This window comes from Veillonella parvula (assembly GCF_040094895.1).
GTDB classification, from domain to species: Bacteria; Bacillota; Negativicutes; order Veillonellales; family Veillonellaceae; genus Veillonella; species Veillonella parvula_L.
The window spans coordinates 315,028-330,553 of sequence record NZ_JBBNGV010000002.1 but is presented as its reverse complement, the minus strand read 5'-3'; the positions used below and the strand labels follow the sequence as shown (position 1 = coordinate 330,553).

Genomic DNA, 15,526 nt, shown 5'->3' with positions numbered 1-15,526 from the left:
TGTTATAAAGATGAGAGAGATTTTATTTCATGCGAACTGCTTCACCGAATTCGTCTTCGGTCATGAGTTTTTCTTCCAATATGATTTCTTTAATAGAGCAACCGCGTTTGTATGGTTCTTTTACTATCTTAGTACTCTTATCATAACCGATGTATGGTGTTAAGGATGTGGCAATCATGATGGATTGTTCTAATTTTTATTATATAAACTTATATAAATTTTGTGATATATTAGAATTAAAATTTTAGTTGTGTTGTAAACGAGTAGTTTTAATGATAGGAATACTCATATGTTATTTTTAAAAATTTATAATTATTTTGTGAGGGGCGTTGTACTTTTCTTTCTTATAATTATCCCTTTTACTATTGTTACAAATCCTGAAATGATCGAGGATGAAGTCGATTTTCATTTTTTTGTTACTCTATATATTGTAATCCTTTTGAGCTATGTGGTATGGACCTATATTTATAACTATTTAAGACGTAAAAGAGGTTAGCATTTGTGCATATTCATTTACCATTAGTTTTCGTAGTCATCTTTTACTCGGCAATTGTTCTCTATTGGATCATATATAAGATACTCTTAAGAAAAAAACTTTCACCATTACTAGTATCTTTAATTGCTAATTCTAATTATAGTTTTATTAAATTTATCTCTTGGGCGATAATTATTACATACCCATTCATGCTTTTTAGTATGTTTTATTTCTTAGATTACATAGCCGTGCCAATTGTTATGGCTTGGTTTTTACAACCTGTTTTAGTTGCAGCTACACTATTCAGGCAGTCATCACACAGTCGTTATTATGATTGGGCTAGAAAAAAACAGATGTATGTAGTGTGGATTGTATTCTTTTATTTATTAGCGGTTCTAGGTGTATTGAAATTTTATGATTTTTTGTAGCGTTTAAGTTGTAAAGAAAAAGTATATTCCCTTTATTGAGAATCAAGGGAGAAGTAGGAATGCCTGCTAACAATAAAAATTTTTTAAAAGCTATATTTTCATAAAGGTGTAGATGCTCACTTAGAAGTATTTGATAAAAATGGAAATCATTTAGGAGAAGCAGATCCTATAACTGGAGTGATTAGGGAGGGATCTCAAGACCGTAGCAAAAAACTTAGAAAGGATTTAAGGTAATGATTATGAAACCTATTAAGTCTTTATATAGTAGATATAACCAAAATGATATTTGTATGTTAGAACGAATAGGACCATATAGCATAATAAATAATAACCATCAAGGGATTATTGTATTGGACTCCTCATGGAATGAAGTGAAAAAAATTAAGGTAGATGAAAATCTATTTTTCCCTGAAGCCAGATATATAGATTACGTCAATAATAGGATACTTTTTAAGTTAGAAGCATTTCTGTGCTTAATTGATATTGAGAGTAGTTGGGTTAAACTAATAGAGCTTCCTAGTGATTTGCAAGATTTATGTTTTTCAGACTTACATTGTTTTGGCAAAGACTATATTATGATAGGTACGAGTAAGAATGTAGTATCTTTGGATTTAATTGACTTTAAAGTTACAGTGCTAGATCTTGATTCTGTTAATGAATATCCATTTAATGAGTATCGAAATAGATATAATGGAATAGTGACGTATTTTAGAAATCATAAATTAATTTGTCATGACTCTAAAAATATAATAATTGTAGATGGTACACGTGTTATTGAAATTCCAGATGTAGTTTCTATCAAATACTATCAACTAATGGCCTCTAATAGATATTTGTTAGCAATTGGTGAAAAACAGCTACAGCTTATTAATATAGAGAATGCTAGGGAAAGTAAATTAATCTCTTTTTCATTTCCATGTTATTGTGTTGGTGCAGATATATTGGAGGAACAGGATACAATCCATCTCTCTCTTTTATTACATAATGATTGGGAAGAGATTATGCGTGTGGAAGAATATGCTTTTACCTTTGATGAATTACATGAGGATGTTGTGCTATAAGTAATTCTTTATATGCTATAATTAAGTGTTACATGAATTATTTAATATATCTTAATTATAGAGTTATAGAGATTATAGAAAGAGGTTCTTTATGGCATCCGGCAGATCTGAAAAAGAGTTACAAGGGGTAACGATGTTAGGTCACAAGACCGATTATCCTACTGATTATGCACCACAGGTGTTAGAGGCGTTTGATAACAAGCACCCAGAGAATGATTACTTCGTTAAGTTTAATTGCCCTGAGTTTACTAGCTTGTGTCCTATGACAGGTCAACCAGACTTTGCCACAATCTATATTTCTTATGTGCCAGATAAGAAGATGGTAGAGTCCAAGTCTTTGAAGTTATATCTATTTAGTTTCCGCAATCACGGGGACTTTCACGAGGACTGCATCAACATCATCATGAAAGATCTCGTGAAGTTGATGGATCCTAAATATATCGAGGTGTGGGGCAAGTTTACGCCGCGCGGTGGTTTGTCCATCGATCCATACGCAAACTATGGCAAGCCTGGTACAGAGTGGGAAAAGACTGCAAAAGAGCGCCTTCATTTCCACGACATGCAGCCTGAGCGCGTAGCATACCGTTAATATGGCATACGAATATTTAACAATGGTCACATCCTTTATTACTTGTTTTATGATTGGTGTGACCTTGTCTTTACAACCTGCATCGATAATCGTAGGGACTCACACTCATTTAAGAGAACAAAGTAAATGGACTCGCTGGAACGGATATATCATTTTTGTGTTGCTCCTATTTGTGCTAGATATGCTTGTAACAAATGGTATATATATTGCGTTTCACGATGTGTATGGTAATCTCTTTAACATTGGTTATCTTGATTTCGATCTGATGGACATGTTCTTTAGTGAAAGCTTTCAAATAGGTGTTATTCTAGTCTTTTCGCTCATATTGTTTCAAGTATTAGGGCTCGTTGATTTAGCTCATGGAGAACGGGATTTATCCTTTTATTATGACCAGGTAGATGCGGGTAAACAGAAGTCATCTTGGATGGAGCAGTACATGTGGAGCCAAAGAGGATCTCTTGGAGCGAGCTTGGTGGGTTTGCTCTATATGCTGAAAATGACGATAAAAACAATGTGGCCTTATACCGTGTGCCTAGTGTGGTTTAAAATCCTAGCCATACTTGCAAATGCACTAGTATCACCAAGTATTAACCGAATTATGCATGTTAATAATGAAATGACTACCCTAATCATTTTCGACCCATACATTATCACCTATACAGTTGCTGGTTTCTTATGGGGTCATGTAGCGTTACATCATGATATAACTAAAGTATCGCACTTAGCTAGTAGCATGGCTATATCTCTTATCCCTCGTCTTACAGTCTTGGTAGGAGCAATTTTCTTTATTGGATTGGCCCTCATCATTATAATGGTACCCATCACATGGGATGGGGTACTTGACGCACTTATAAAAAAATAGATAAAGCTAGTTATTTCCTGTATTTTTAGGGTTTTAAAAGTCGTTCTCATTCTCTTGACAATGAAATGATTCAAATGTTAGAGTATGGTTGTATTAATTGGAATACATAAACGGTTATACCCCGTATATGGTGAATAACAAGGTGCAATATAAAATCGTCCTTGGGATGTTCCTAAGGACGATTTTTATCATCTATCGCTAGAGGGAGAATTAGATGAGTATAGTAACAAACCAAACAACTGAACTTATTGGTAAAACACCGATATATCAATTGCCAAATACCAATATTTATGTAAAGCTTGAAAAATATAATGTAGGTGGTTCTGTAAAAGACCGTGCCGTACTCGGTATGTTACAGGCTGCAAAAGAGCAAGGTCGCATCCATGAGGATAGCATCATTGTAGAAGCCACAAGTGGTAATACGGGGATCGCTCTTGCTATGGTAGGCGCTATTCTACATATTAAAACAGTGATTATCATGCCTGAAAGTATGAGTAAAGAACGCCGCGAGCTTATTAAGGCGTATGGGGCGCAGCTCATCTTAACACCAAAAGAAACAGGTATGAAGGGGGCTCTTGAGCGGGCCAATGAAATTTTAGAGAAGTATCCAAATGCTTTCACCTTGGGGCAATTCGTAAATCCTGCAAACCCAGATATGCATTACCGCACGACGGGTGCTGAAATTGTAGAACAAGTGCCGAATGTCGATGTATTTGTAGCGGGTATCGGTACAGGTGGTACTTTCACAGGCGTTACAAGACGATTGAAAGAACATAATCCTAATCTAAAGGCCATTGCTGTAGAGCCAACGGGATCTCCGGCGATTACAGAAGGTAAGGGTGGCCCTCACAAAATTCAAGGCATTGGGGCTGGGTTTATTCCTGAAAACTTTGACCAAACATTGATGGACGGCGTGCAAACGGTAAGTGACGAAGAAGCTTTTAGTGAGGTGCAAACCTTTATGCGTGAAAGTGGTATCTCTATTGGCCTTTCCGCGGGGGCGGCCATTGTAGCGGCAAAACGCATGGCTCGTGAATTACCTAAGGAGAACATCGTTGTTATTGCACCTGATGGAGTAGAGAAATATTTATCCCTCTTGGACTTTGGCAACAACGAATACGTTAAATAATAGGTTTTAGATAGATACAATACGGAATTTCGGATTGATAAAAGAATAGGTTCTATATAGATATAAAGCCTTATATATAGGAATATAGACCCAATATGTTGTATACTAGATATATCTATATTTCTGTAGAATGTTAAGTAGAGTTATTTGAGATGGAGTCACTATGATGCAAGGTTTGCGCGAATTATGGGGCAAAATTCAATATAATATTAAGCGCGTAATGGATTCTGACCCAGCTGCCACAAGTGTATGGATGGTTATATGGACATACCCTCATATTACGGCTTTGTTCTGGCATTTCTTTGCCCATCGTCTATATAAGGCGGGGTGGCCCATCTTGGCTCGTCGTGTGGCTCTCCATTCTCGTCATGTAACGGGCATTGAAATCCATCCAGGTGCGACGATTGGTCGAGGTCTCTTTATCGATCACGGTATGGGGGTTGTTATTGGTGAAACGGCTATTGTAGGCGATAATGTAACCTTGTTCCATCAAGTAACACTAGGTGGGATGTCTTCTAAAAAGGTAAAGCGCCATCCGACCATTGAAGATGATGTACTCATCGGTACGGGTACAAAAATTTTAGGAGATATTACGATTGGGGCGCGCACGAAGATTGGCTGCAATCTCGTTATCAAACATGATATTCCTAAGGATATGGTAATCTTTGAAACAGATCCAGAAAATATGTATGTCCGTAAACCTAGTCGCAATGCAGCTGCTGCACAAGCAGAGGAGAAGAAGATTCCTGATAATTACATAGAATACTATATTTAATATAGAAACGTATTTAATATATAATCATTTTTAATATAGAGTCATATTGAATATAGAATCATACAAGCCTCTAACTATTAGATTAACTAGTAGTTAGAGGTTTTTTATGATTCGTAGAAACATGATTCCGTGAAGTATTGGATTTAGATTTAGTATGGAGTGAGGATATGTTTGATTTAGTATGGTTATAATATTTTCATTAAACTTTTATACAAAAATATCTATTCATATATTGACATGGAAAATCATTATTGGTAGAATATAAACATAATCAATATTGATTATAAATTAAATAAACGAATTGATGGCGTAGAAGCTAACTGTGTTTGTTCTGCTTTTAGAATAAACTATAATTGAGAATTAAGTGAAAAAAGGAGTTTTATTATGAAAAACGTACAACAAGTAAATCAATATTTAGCAGATCTTTCCGTATGGAATGTAAAATTACATAACCTACACTTCAATGTAACTGGTCCGCAATTCAAATCTATTCATGAATACTTGGAATCCATTTATGATGAAGCCTTTGAATACTTTGATGCCGTAGCAGAACATGTGAAAATGCAAGGTCAATTTCCATTGGTAAATTCCGGAGAATATGCAAAATTGACTAAAATCGAAGAATTGGGACAAGAAGACATCCCTCAAGCAAAGGTAATTGATATCCTTCTTAAGGATTTTAAATACATGAATGATCAAGCTGTAGCAATTCGTGCAGCAGCTGATGAAGAAGGTGATTTCTTGCTCGTAAGCATGATGGAAGATCACGTTGCATACTATGTAAAACAAATCTGGTTCATCGAATCTATGCTGAAATAAGACGATTGACAATGCCTTATTGGGTATGATATGATTACCCAGTAAAGCATGGAGGATTACTCAAGAGGCTGAAGAGGACGGTTTGCTAAATCGTTAGGGCGGGTTACCGTCGCTAGGGTTCGAATCCCTAATCCTCCGCCATGTAAAGACCTCACATCACTCGATGTGGGGTCTTTTTGTATAATATAGTGATTTATTATATTATTTATATAGGCCTAATTTGTGTGGATTCGAGTGAGTCCAAGGCTTTATTAGTATTGAATGACACAGGTGTGTAAGGTTATAGAGTTGACGTATGTCTAGGGGTTTCATATAATAGATTGTATAAAATGTAATTTTAAGGAGACTCTTATGAATACAAAACATACACGTCAAATGAATCGTATCCGTCGAGCGTTAGGCATTGGTGCATTGTGCCTCGTTGCGTCTGTTGGATTTAGTCATGCTGAAAGTATTGCCATTCCGAGTGCACGTCCTATGGTGGATGGCGTAAGTGCTGATGTAGAGACTGTTAGTAGTTCTAGTAAAGGACAACAGCGTGTGAACTCAGATGTTATTACGCCTAATGATTGGACGTATACAGCATTACAAAGGCTCATTAAACATGGTGCTATTACAGATACTCACGGATTTACTTTTGATGGTGCTAGCTACACAAAGGATGAGCTTATGCCGCTTATCGATGAGGTAGTCACAAAACGTGAGCAAATGAATGACAATGATCGAGAGTATGCACTGCGTATTTACCAAGAAAACATGCGTGATGTAATGGATTACCGTATTGCTCGCGATAAAAAAGCTACTGACGAGCGCCGTCAAAAACTAGATGAAAAGCGTGCTGAAAGGGCTAAAAAATCTGGTAAGACATATCAAATATCCAAGGAACAACAAGAGGCCCTTGATAAAGCTGGCGATGAAGTAGCAAAACCGGAAGAACGCGCTTTAACAGATGAACAAATCAAAGAAAAAATGAAGAAATTCAAAATTGATGATTCTCGCGTTAAAGTAAATAATGAAGTGCGTATTCGTTATGCGGACTCCAAGGATAAAAAATCCAAAACAGATGCTCGTATGCAGACGGAGATGACGTTCACTCTATAACTCTTAGTAAGGGGTTATAATGATTGATTTTTTAAAGAAACAATTGTTTACTGTCCATCAAAATGGTAAGCAGCAGGTAAGTGAGGTCTTTAAATATATAGGACCTGGTATAATCGTAACCGTTGGATTTATCGATCCGGGCAACTGGGCTGCTAACTTGGCAGCTGGTGCTAGTTATGGTTACGAATTATTGTGGGTAGTCACACTATCTACGATTATGCTCATTTTATTACAACATAATGTGGCGCATTTAGGCATTGTACGCGGTCAATGCTTGTCGGAATGTGCTTATGAGTCCTTACCGCGTTATGCATCTCGCTTTGTGCTTAGCACGGCAGGAATTGCGGCGGCAGCGACAGCCTTGGCTGAGTTTATTGGCGCCGCTATCGCCTTGAAGATGCTCTTTGGTATTCCTATCTTGATAGGTAGCATTTTGACGGCTCTTATCTGTACGGTCATGCTCATTACGAACTCCTATCGTAAATTAGAGCGAATCATTGCTGGTTTTGTATCCCTTATCGCATTGGCGTACCTCGTTGAGGTAAATATGGTCAATGTGGATTGGGCAGCGGCTGGTATCGGTTGGGTGGATCCTAATATTCCTAATACATCGATGCTCGTTATTTTGAGTATATTAGGGGCCGTAATTATGCCTCACAACTTGTTTTTGCACTCTGAAATCATCCAAAGTCGCCAGTTCAATACACAAGATCCAGCGATTATGAAACGGCAGTTACGCTATGAATTCCTCGATACTTTGTTATCTATGGGGATTGGGTGGATGATTAACTCCGCCATGATTATATTGGCGGCGGCTGTTTTCTTTGCTCATGGAATTGAAGTAACAGAGCTTGAACAGGCTGAGGAGTTGTTGCGACCACTCATTGGACCCGCAGCGGGTATTATTTTTGCGATAGCATTGTTATTTGCAGGTTTTGCCTCATCTGCTACGGCAGGTATGGCGGGGGCAAGTATCTTTGCAGGAATGTTTGGCGAGTCTTATGATATGAAAGACTTCCATACGCGATTAGGCTTGGCACTAACATATATTCCAGCATTATTATTGATCGTGTTTATTACAGATTCCTTCCAAGCATTATTGTTCTCTCAAATGTTCTTGAGCTTGCAATTACCTATCACCATATTCTTGCAACTTTACATGACAAGCAGCCACAAGGTTATGGGAGAATATGCGAACCGTAAATTTACAAATATTCTCTTATGGGGCATAGGTATCATCGTTACAATTATGAATATTTACTTATTGATTGTAGGCTAATAGAATATTCTTTGTTAGTTTCCAAAAGGTTTCTTATAAAATCAACATTAGAATACAGCATTAGAGTATAATATTAGAGTACAACATTAGAATACAACATTAGAATGCAAAGGACCGCTATGGCGGTCCTTTTGCCATGTTGCTAACGTATCCATTATGTGAAAAGCGTATCTTTGAATACCCAAGAGGGGTATAAAATATGTTACAATTAAAAATAGTATAATTAAGAAAAATATTTTTAAGAATAATATTTTTAAGAATAATATTTTTAAGAATAATATTTTTAAGGATAATATAATATCTGTTGGGAATATTCCTTAGCAGTGTGATATATGGAAAACTAGGAGGCCCTAATGGCAAAGGAAATCAACGTACAAGAGACAATACAATCTGATTTTAGTGTTGTGGTTAACGATATTGCTGAAGAGTTATTAACGCGCCTCAATATGGATGAGGATGGTTCTGTTATCGATATGTTCCAAACAGGCTCTTTTGATCCTTGGCAGTTATTCGTATTTTTTGGTGCTTTAGAAAAAGCCCTTATTGAGTTCAGAACAGATAAACGGAAGAAAACAGTTATCGTTCATGCACAACCTGAGGCTCTTATCGGCATTGGCCGCGTAGTGACACCTGTATCTACTATGCTTGAGCATGTATTGATGTCTCGTTTAAACGACATGAGCGAAGGCCGCTTGGAAACAGGCATGCTCACAGTATCTGCTGAAAGCATCGATTACGAAGGTGTAAATCTTAAAGGTCGTCACGTGGTTATCGTATGTGATCTTGTAGATGAAGATTCTAATTATCTCAAAGAATGCATTAAATTATGTAAAGAATTGAAAGCAAGCCACGTAGTGGCGGTGCCTCTCATGTTGTGGAACCCTGAATTGATCGACAATTTGACAGAGGAATCTATTAAGGCGGAATTATCCCATGAAAATCGTCCTCTCTCCTAGTAAGACAAAAACGATTGCCGATGTTGCTAGCAACGCTGAGGCAGTACATCATGCAGTCCGAGACGGCCAATTTCAGCCGAACATCACGAAAGAAATTGTAACACATGTACAATCCCTTGATGTAATAGCTCTTGGAAAGGCGCTAAAGCTAAAGGCTGATAAGGCGCAAGCTCTTTTTGATTTTTATCAGTCCTTTGAGGCTCATCCCGTAGGTCGTGCCTGTGAAAGTTATGATGGCATTGCTTTCAAATATTTGGACTGGTCGAACTTATCTGATGAAGCCAAGACCTTTGGTGAAAGCCATCTCGTTGTGCTGTCTGCATTATACGGCATTGTTGAACCTAATATGGGAGTGCGCGACTATCGACTCGATATGGTCGATAAGGTGGGCATTAATCTATACGATACATGGCGTGATGCGGTGGATGTATACTTTTACAAGGAAGATTGGATTCTAAACCTAGCCTCTAAAGAATATGCAAAAATGGTGAATCATCCAAAGGTGGTAACCGTTGAATTTTGGGAATTACGGGGCGATACGTTTAAGCAGATGAGTACGTCCTCCAAAATGAGTCGCGGTGTGATGGCTCATGAATGTTTAACTCGACAAGTGAAACATGTGCGGGACTTGCCGCGCGAAGTCAATGGATTTATTTGTGTTTCTGACATTGAATCCATTACCATACCAAGCGAATCGATGACGGTTCGTTACGAAAGGAAGTGATTGTTTGCAAGTGCAAGACATTCTTGCAAAAGACCTCGTCGGTGATGAATGGCTGACCGAGGAGGAATTGCGATTTCTCATGTCTGTAACTGATGAAGAACAGTTGCAGTTGATATATAAAAAGGCCTACGAAGTGAAGGCAAAATATGTAAAGCCTGTAGCATACTATCGCGGCCTCATTGAGTTCTCGAACCGATGCATTAAGAATTGTAATTACTGTGGCATCCGTCGTGAAAACGATAAGACGGAACGCTTTGATATGAATCGCGAAGATATCATCAAGATGGCACAGTGGGCATACGATCATGAATATGGTTCCATTACACTCCAATCTGGTGAACGCTGTGATGATGCCTTTGTGGACTATGTTGTGGATTTAATTCGCGACATTAAAGCCATTGGCGATGGTTCTCTAGGCATTACAATGTGCGTAGGGGAACAAAGCGAAGAGGTGTACCGCCGCATGCGTGAAGCTGGTGCGAGTCGTTATTTATTACGCATTGAAACAACCAATACAGATTTATACCATAAGATTCATCCTCGTGATGAATTGCACTCCTTTGAGACGCGCGTAGAATGCTTACGTCGTTTGCGCCGCGTAGGCTTCCAAGTAGGTACAGGCGTTATGATTGGCCTACCTGGTCAAACAGAAGAAGATCTTGTGAATGATATCTTGTTCTATCGCGATATGGATATCGACATGATCGGCATGGGCCCTTATGTGGTGCATCATGATACGCCTTTAGGCCAAGAAGCGTTAGCGATGGGCATTGATGATGAAGTAGGTAAATTGCGCCGCGTTCAACTAGGGCTCAAGATGATTGCCTTAACACGTTTATTTTTGAAAGACGTAAACATTGCGGCAACTACTGCCTTACAAGCACTAGATAAACTAGGCCGTGAAAAAGGTTTAGCCGCAGGTGCAAATATCCTAATGCCTATTATTACCATTCCTGAACACCGTGCGAAATATTTGCTATACGATAATAAACCTTGCGTGGACGACAATGCAGAACAATGTAAAGACTGCTTGACGCGCCGCGTAATGTCCATCGGTGACACCGTAGGGTGGAAACAAAATGGGGACTCCAAACACTACGGAAAACGGACGGGAGAATTTTAGTATTCTCTGTGTATCTAACTCATGTATCCTATTATAAGCTTTGGGGGAGTCTTACCTATATATAGATGGGGCCCCAATACATATCGACAATTAAATTAAAAAAGACGGTCTATACTTGTTTGCTCCTCGTTCCTGATGTCGCTGCACAAGTACAGACCGTCTTTTTTATAACTTTGTAAGGGCACTAGTCCCATCTATATATAGGATATACCGATAAAGTCTTATTAATAATTTAATTAAGTTTAGGATCTACATAGGAATACTAAAATTTTCGTTATAATTTAGTCTTATTATATAATCCTTTTTTTCTAAGAAATTTTTCTCAGAAAAAGAGGATTTTTTTATTGTAGTGTCGAAATGTATTAGCAAAGCCGTAATTTGCCAGTAAGGAGGCGATTCCAATGAAAGAGTACAGTAGTGATAAAATTAGAAACGTTGCTGTTGTTTCCCACGATGGTGCGGGTAAAACAGCTCTTGTTGAATCCTTGTTGTTAACTTCTGGTGCGGTTGATTTCGTAGGTAAAGGTCAAGATAATAAACATATTATGGACTTTGAACCGGAAGAAATTAAACGTAATGTAACTATTCAATTGGGCATGGCGCCATGTGAGTGGCATGACCATAAGGTTAACTTCATAGACACTCCAGGCTATAACGAATTCCATGGCGAAGTTCGTGCCGCTTTGCGTGCTTGTGATGGTATGTTGATGGTGCTATCCTCCACATCTGGTGTAGAAACTGACACAGTTCGCGCATGGGATTATGCAGTTGAATTACAAATGCCTCGCATGGCATTTATCAATAAAATGGATGTCGATGGTGCTGACTTCTTTGGCACTATTGAAAGAATGCGGGAATTATTTGGCAAAGGCATTATGCCATTGCAGATTCCTATCGGTGAAGGTGCCGATTTTGAAGGCGTTGTAGACGTAGCGAAAATGACCGCGTTTACTTATAAGGACGGCCAACCAACAGAGGTCGCTGTACCAGCTCACCTTATCAAAAAGGCTCAAGAAATTCGGGAAATGACCGTAGAAGCCGCGGCTGAAGGTAGCGATGAGTTGTTGGAAAAATATTTAGAAGGCGAAGAATTATCCTTAGAGGAAATCCGCCAAGGCTTGCGTGAAGGGATGATTAGTGGCCGTGTGTGCCCAATCATGTGTGGCAGTGCCACATCTCGTATTGGCTTAGATCAAGTATTGGATCGTATGATCCGTTACATGCCGGATGCAACTAAAAAAGTGATGACCGCAACTGATGCGGAAACCGGCGAACAATGTGTTGTACATGTAGATAAACCATTAACTGCATTCGTATTTAAAACATTGTTAGACCCATTCGCAGGCAAACAAAGCTTTGTACGTATCTTCTCTGGTGAACTGAAAGAAGGGGATCGCCTCTTTGATGTGAACCAAGGTGTAGAAGAAAAATGGGGCAAGATGGTTACCCTTATCGGGAAGCAACAAATCCCTGTATCTGCTGCAAAAGCTGGCGATATCGTAGTGATACCGAAATTGGCCAATGCTAAGACCGGCGATACATTAACGGCTCCTGACTTTAAAGTGACATACGATGCTATCCGTTTTCCTCAACCTCTATACACTGTGGCTATGGAGCCAGTGAAAAAAGGTGAGGAGGAAAAATTAGCTAGTGCTGTTCTTAAAGTGGCAGAAGAAGATCCTACTTGCGTAGTAGTGAAAAATGCTGAAGCTCGCCAATTACAAATTGATTGTATGGGCGAAGTACATCTTGAGCATATCCTCAATAAAATGGACCGTAAATACGGCGTACAAGCTAAACTTGTGGCTCCATATATTCCATACCGCGAAACCATTAAAGGCTCTGCTGAAACCGAGTCTAAGTATAAGAAACAAAGTGGCGGTCATGGTCAATATGGTCACGTTAAGATTCAAGTGGATCCATTATATGATGGTAGCGAATTTGCATTCGTAGACAAAATTTTTGGTGGTGCTGTACCTAAACAATACATACCAGCAGTGGAAAAGGGTGCCAAAGAAACCCTAGATAAAGGCCTAATTGCAGGATATCCTATGATTGGCGTGCAAGTGACACTCTTGGATGGATCTTACCACAGCGTAGACTCCTCAGAGTTAGCATTTAAAGTAGCTACGTCACAGGCTATCAAGGATGTGATTCCTAAGGCGAAACCAGTCCTATTAGAACCAATCTATGAAGTCAACGTGTTTGCGCCAGATGCTTTCATGGGCGACATCATGGGTGATTTGAATAGCCGTCGAGGTCGTGTGTTAGGCATGGAACAAAGTGAAAGAACAGGTATTTCTGTTGTTAAAGCACAAGTACCATTGGCTGAAATGTCCGATTATGTGACTGCATTGCGCTCCATTACACAAGGACAAGGTGTATTTAACCGTCAGTTCTATACCTATGAAGAGGTTCCACATAAGCAAGCGGAAGAAATTATCGCTGCTTATAAAACCCAAGAATAAGGTAATGACCACATGCTGTATCTAATACAGTTTGAATCACTACAACTGAATAGACAATTGCATAATGTAACAATTTAATACTGTAACAATTTCATAGTGTAATAATTGACGTAAGTCATAAATTTGAATAGTATTTTACTGAGGCCCTCCATATATGTAGCGTATGGAGGGCTTTTACATAAGAGAATAGCTAGTTCTTTATGTATATATGTGCTAACATAAAAGGTAATATAATTGGTTTATTGTGGTGCCATATCCATAGATATTGTGAAAGGATTGTGTATGTTTTTCTCTAGTATTACCGCAGATTATACAAAAATGGGCTATCCTAAAGCCATCGTGCGTGCTTTAGATTTCTTGAAAAACACAGATTTGAAAGCGTTGCCTGGAGGGCGTCATGCCATCGAGGGTGACATGATGTATGCCAACGTAGACGATGTAGAAACAAAGCTATTTAAAGCTACAAAACCGGAATCGCATCGTAATTATGTAGATATTCAATTTATGGTGAGTGGCGAGGAAAACATGGGCTTTTTCGTAGATAAAGGTCTCGTTAAATCTGTGGAGTCCTATCCAGATCGAGATTGCTATTTTTATCCTAACGAAGCTGTTGATGAAGGGCAAATCCATTGTCCAGAAGGGTATTACACCGTATTCTTTCCCTCTGATGTTCATCGGCCTTTGCTTGCTGTAAACGATAAACCGATTAAAATCCGTAAGGTGGTTGTGAAAGTTCACGTATCTTTGCTCGGTGACTAATATGAAACAATATGAAGTTATTGGTGTTATTATAACTCTATTAGGCGCTGTTTTATGGGGTGTATCTGGTGCATCCGTACAGTTCTTAAGCAATTTTAGAGATATGAATTTGGAATGGCTAGTAACTATGCGATTGATTACAGCAGGTCTACTAACTATTATTTATGCATGGTTTAGATTTGGAAATTCTATCTTTAATGTATTTCATAGTGTAAAGGATACGCTAGGACTCATTGTTTTTGGTGTATTTGGAATGGCATTATGCCAATATACATACTTCAGATCCATTGCTTTAGCTGGAGCTGGCATTGCAACGGTATTACAATATCTGGCGCCGTCTATGATTATTATTTACCTGCTGGTACGCTATGGTAAACGACCATCCAAAGGTGAGATGGTTTCTGTTATACTGGCTTTAGTGGGGACTATTTGTTTAATGGGAAATGATGATGGCCTTTCTATTGAAAGCTTCCCGATGGCGGTTCTCGTATGGGGGCTTTTATCTGCTGTCGGTGTAGCCATATATAGTATTTCTCCTGTTGATTTACTCTACAAATATGGCACATTGCCTATTGTAGGGTTTGGGATGTTTATTAGTGGTATTGTAGCCGCTATATTATTCCATCAACCGAATTCATATGCAGTGTGGGACGTATGGACTGTTATTGGTTGTTTCAATGTCATATTCCTAGGGACGATAGTATCTTTCAATGCCTATTTAGAAGGGGTTAAACGAATTGGGGCCGTACCAGGATCTATTTTGTCATCTATTGAACCTATTTCGGCGGCTTTCTTTGGATGGGCTTTTTTAGGAAATGAATTTAGTCTATTAGGGCTAATTGGTATGGCTATGATTATTGCTACCGTTGTTATCATTGCTTGGGATAGACAACGAACTATTAAACGAGAAGTGCTGACAAAACTGAATAAAACAATATTAGAATAAATTGATAAGCACACATATATCACAGAAAACGT

General features: G+C 38.5%; 14 protein-coding genes, 1 tRNA gene and 1 pseudogene. 15 read left to right on the top strand and 1 reads right to left on the bottom strand.

Annotation, left to right across the window (positions count from 1 at the left end; genetic code table 11):
* Positions 1-22: 22 nt before the first annotated feature.
* Positions 23-193: pseudogene (locus tag AAAT26_RS05470) on the bottom strand (class II fumarate hydratase); the annotation flags it as partial.
* 949 nt (positions 194-1,142) lie between these two features.
* Here AAAT26_RS05470 and AAAT26_RS05465 point away from each other — a divergent pair.
* The 15 genes from AAAT26_RS05465 to AAAT26_RS05395 all read left to right on the top strand — a co-directional run bounded on the left by AAAT26_RS05465 (position 1,143) and on the right by AAAT26_RS05395 (position 15,494).
* Positions 1,143-1,964: a hypothetical protein gene (locus AAAT26_RS05465; protein WP_133300042.1), complete on the top strand. Its 822-nt coding sequence runs from the start codon at positions 1,143-1,145 to the stop codon at positions 1,962-1,964.
* A gap of 91 nt (positions 1,965-2,055) precedes the next feature.
* Entirely contained in the window at positions 2,056-2,553 is a 498-nt protein-coding gene (queF, locus tag AAAT26_RS05460; protein WP_060919289.1) for a preQ(1) synthase, read from the top strand.
* A 1-nt stretch (position 2,554) separates the two neighbouring features.
* A complete protein-coding gene (locus AAAT26_RS05455) occupies positions 2,555-3,415 on the top strand; it encodes a hypothetical protein (protein WP_060919290.1) in 861 nt (286 codons plus the stop codon).
* 214 nt (positions 3,416-3,629) lie between these two features.
* Positions 3,630-4,544, top strand: coding sequence for a cysteine synthase A (cysK, locus tag AAAT26_RS05450; RefSeq protein ID WP_302682745.1), 915 nt, complete (start codon positions 3,630-3,632; stop codon positions 4,542-4,544).
* A 163-nt stretch (positions 4,545-4,707) separates the two neighbouring features.
* Positions 4,708-5,319: a serine O-acetyltransferase EpsC gene (gene epsC, locus AAAT26_RS05445; RefSeq protein WP_105086845.1), complete on the top strand. Its 612-nt coding sequence runs from the start codon at positions 4,708-4,710 to the stop codon at positions 5,317-5,319.
* 384 nt (positions 5,320-5,703) lie between these two features.
* Entirely contained in the window at positions 5,704-6,138 is a 435-nt protein-coding gene (locus AAAT26_RS05440) for a Dps family protein (RefSeq protein WP_128113961.1), read from the top strand.
* A gap of 50 nt (positions 6,139-6,188) precedes the next feature.
* Positions 6,189-6,279 (top strand) — tRNA-Ser (locus AAAT26_RS05435).
* 210 nt (positions 6,280-6,489) lie between these two features.
* Positions 6,490-7,239 carry a hypothetical protein gene (locus tag AAAT26_RS05430; RefSeq protein ID WP_302682746.1) on the top strand — a complete coding sequence of 250 codons (750 nt, stop codon included), beginning with the start codon at positions 6,490-6,492 and terminating at the stop codon, positions 7,237-7,239.
* Positions 7,240-7,258: 19 nt separating this feature from the next.
* Positions 7,259-8,518, top strand: a complete 1,260-nt coding sequence (locus AAAT26_RS05425) for an Nramp family divalent metal transporter (RefSeq protein ID WP_278604821.1) — start codon at positions 7,259-7,261, stop codon at positions 8,516-8,518.
* A 353-nt stretch (positions 8,519-8,871) separates the two neighbouring features.
* Positions 8,872-9,474, top strand: a complete 603-nt coding sequence (locus AAAT26_RS05420) for a hypothetical protein (protein WP_004694153.1) — start codon at positions 8,872-8,874, stop codon at positions 9,472-9,474.
* On the top strand, positions 9,452-10,198 hold the full coding sequence (locus AAAT26_RS05415; RefSeq protein WP_120055848.1) for a YaaA family protein: 747 nt from the start codon (positions 9,452-9,454) through the stop codon (positions 10,196-10,198). Before AAAT26_RS05420 ends, AAAT26_RS05415 begins: the two co-directional genes overlap by 23 nt.
* A gap of 4 nt (positions 10,199-10,202) precedes the next feature.
* A complete protein-coding gene (gene hydE / locus AAAT26_RS05410) occupies positions 10,203-11,321 on the top strand; it encodes a [FeFe] hydrogenase H-cluster radical SAM maturase HydE (RefSeq protein WP_215676241.1) in 1,119 nt (372 codons plus the stop codon).
* A gap of 401 nt (positions 11,322-11,722) precedes the next feature.
* Positions 11,723-13,789: an elongation factor G gene (gene fusA / locus AAAT26_RS05405; protein ID WP_302682747.1), complete on the top strand. Its 2,067-nt coding sequence runs from the start codon at positions 11,723-11,725 to the stop codon at positions 13,787-13,789.
* A 282-nt stretch (positions 13,790-14,071) separates the two neighbouring features.
* Complete coding sequence (locus AAAT26_RS05400) at positions 14,072-14,548, top strand: NanQ anomerase/TabA/YiaL family protein (RefSeq protein WP_205112790.1); 477 nt, start codon at positions 14,072-14,074, stop codon at positions 14,546-14,548.
* A gap of 1 nt (position 14,549) precedes the next feature.
* Positions 14,550-15,494 carry a DMT family transporter gene (locus AAAT26_RS05395; protein WP_349208973.1) on the top strand — a complete coding sequence of 315 codons (945 nt, stop codon included), beginning with the start codon at positions 14,550-14,552 and terminating at the stop codon, positions 15,492-15,494.
* Positions 15,495-15,526: the final 32 nt, after the last annotated feature.

Coding starts and splice junctions, on each gene's coding strand:
- fusA (WP_302682747.1), top strand. CDS start 11,723: ATGAAAGAGTACAGTAGTGATAAAATTAGAAACGTTGCTGTTGTTTCC.
- AAAT26_RS05455 (WP_060919290.1), top strand. CDS start 2,555: ATGGCATACGAATATTTAACAATGGTCACATCCTTTATTACTTGTTTT.
- cysK (WP_302682745.1), top strand. CDS start 3,630: ATGAGTATAGTAACAAACCAAACAACTGAACTTATTGGTAAAACACCG.
- AAAT26_RS05420 (WP_004694153.1), top strand. CDS start 8,872: ATGGCAAAGGAAATCAACGTACAAGAGACAATACAATCTGATTTTAGT.
- epsC (WP_105086845.1), top strand. CDS start 4,708: ATGATGCAAGGTTTGCGCGAATTATGGGGCAAAATTCAATATAATATT.
- AAAT26_RS05395 (WP_349208973.1), top strand. CDS start 14,550: ATGAAACAATATGAAGTTATTGGTGTTATTATAACTCTATTAGGCGCT.
- AAAT26_RS05400 (WP_205112790.1), top strand. CDS start 14,072: ATGTTTTTCTCTAGTATTACCGCAGATTATACAAAAATGGGCTATCCT.
- AAAT26_RS05440 (WP_128113961.1), top strand. CDS start 5,704: ATGAAAAACGTACAACAAGTAAATCAATATTTAGCAGATCTTTCCGTA.
- AAAT26_RS05465 (WP_133300042.1), top strand. CDS start 1,143: ATGAAACCTATTAAGTCTTTATATAGTAGATATAACCAAAATGATATT.
- AAAT26_RS05415 (WP_120055848.1), top strand. CDS start 9,452: ATGAAAATCGTCCTCTCTCCTAGTAAGACAAAAACGATTGCCGATGTT.
- AAAT26_RS05430 (WP_302682746.1), top strand. CDS start 6,490: ATGAATACAAAACATACACGTCAAATGAATCGTATCCGTCGAGCGTTA.
- AAAT26_RS05425 (WP_278604821.1), top strand. CDS start 7,259: ATGATTGATTTTTTAAAGAAACAATTGTTTACTGTCCATCAAAATGGT.
- queF (WP_060919289.1), top strand. CDS start 2,056: ATGGCATCCGGCAGATCTGAAAAAGAGTTACAAGGGGTAACGATGTTA.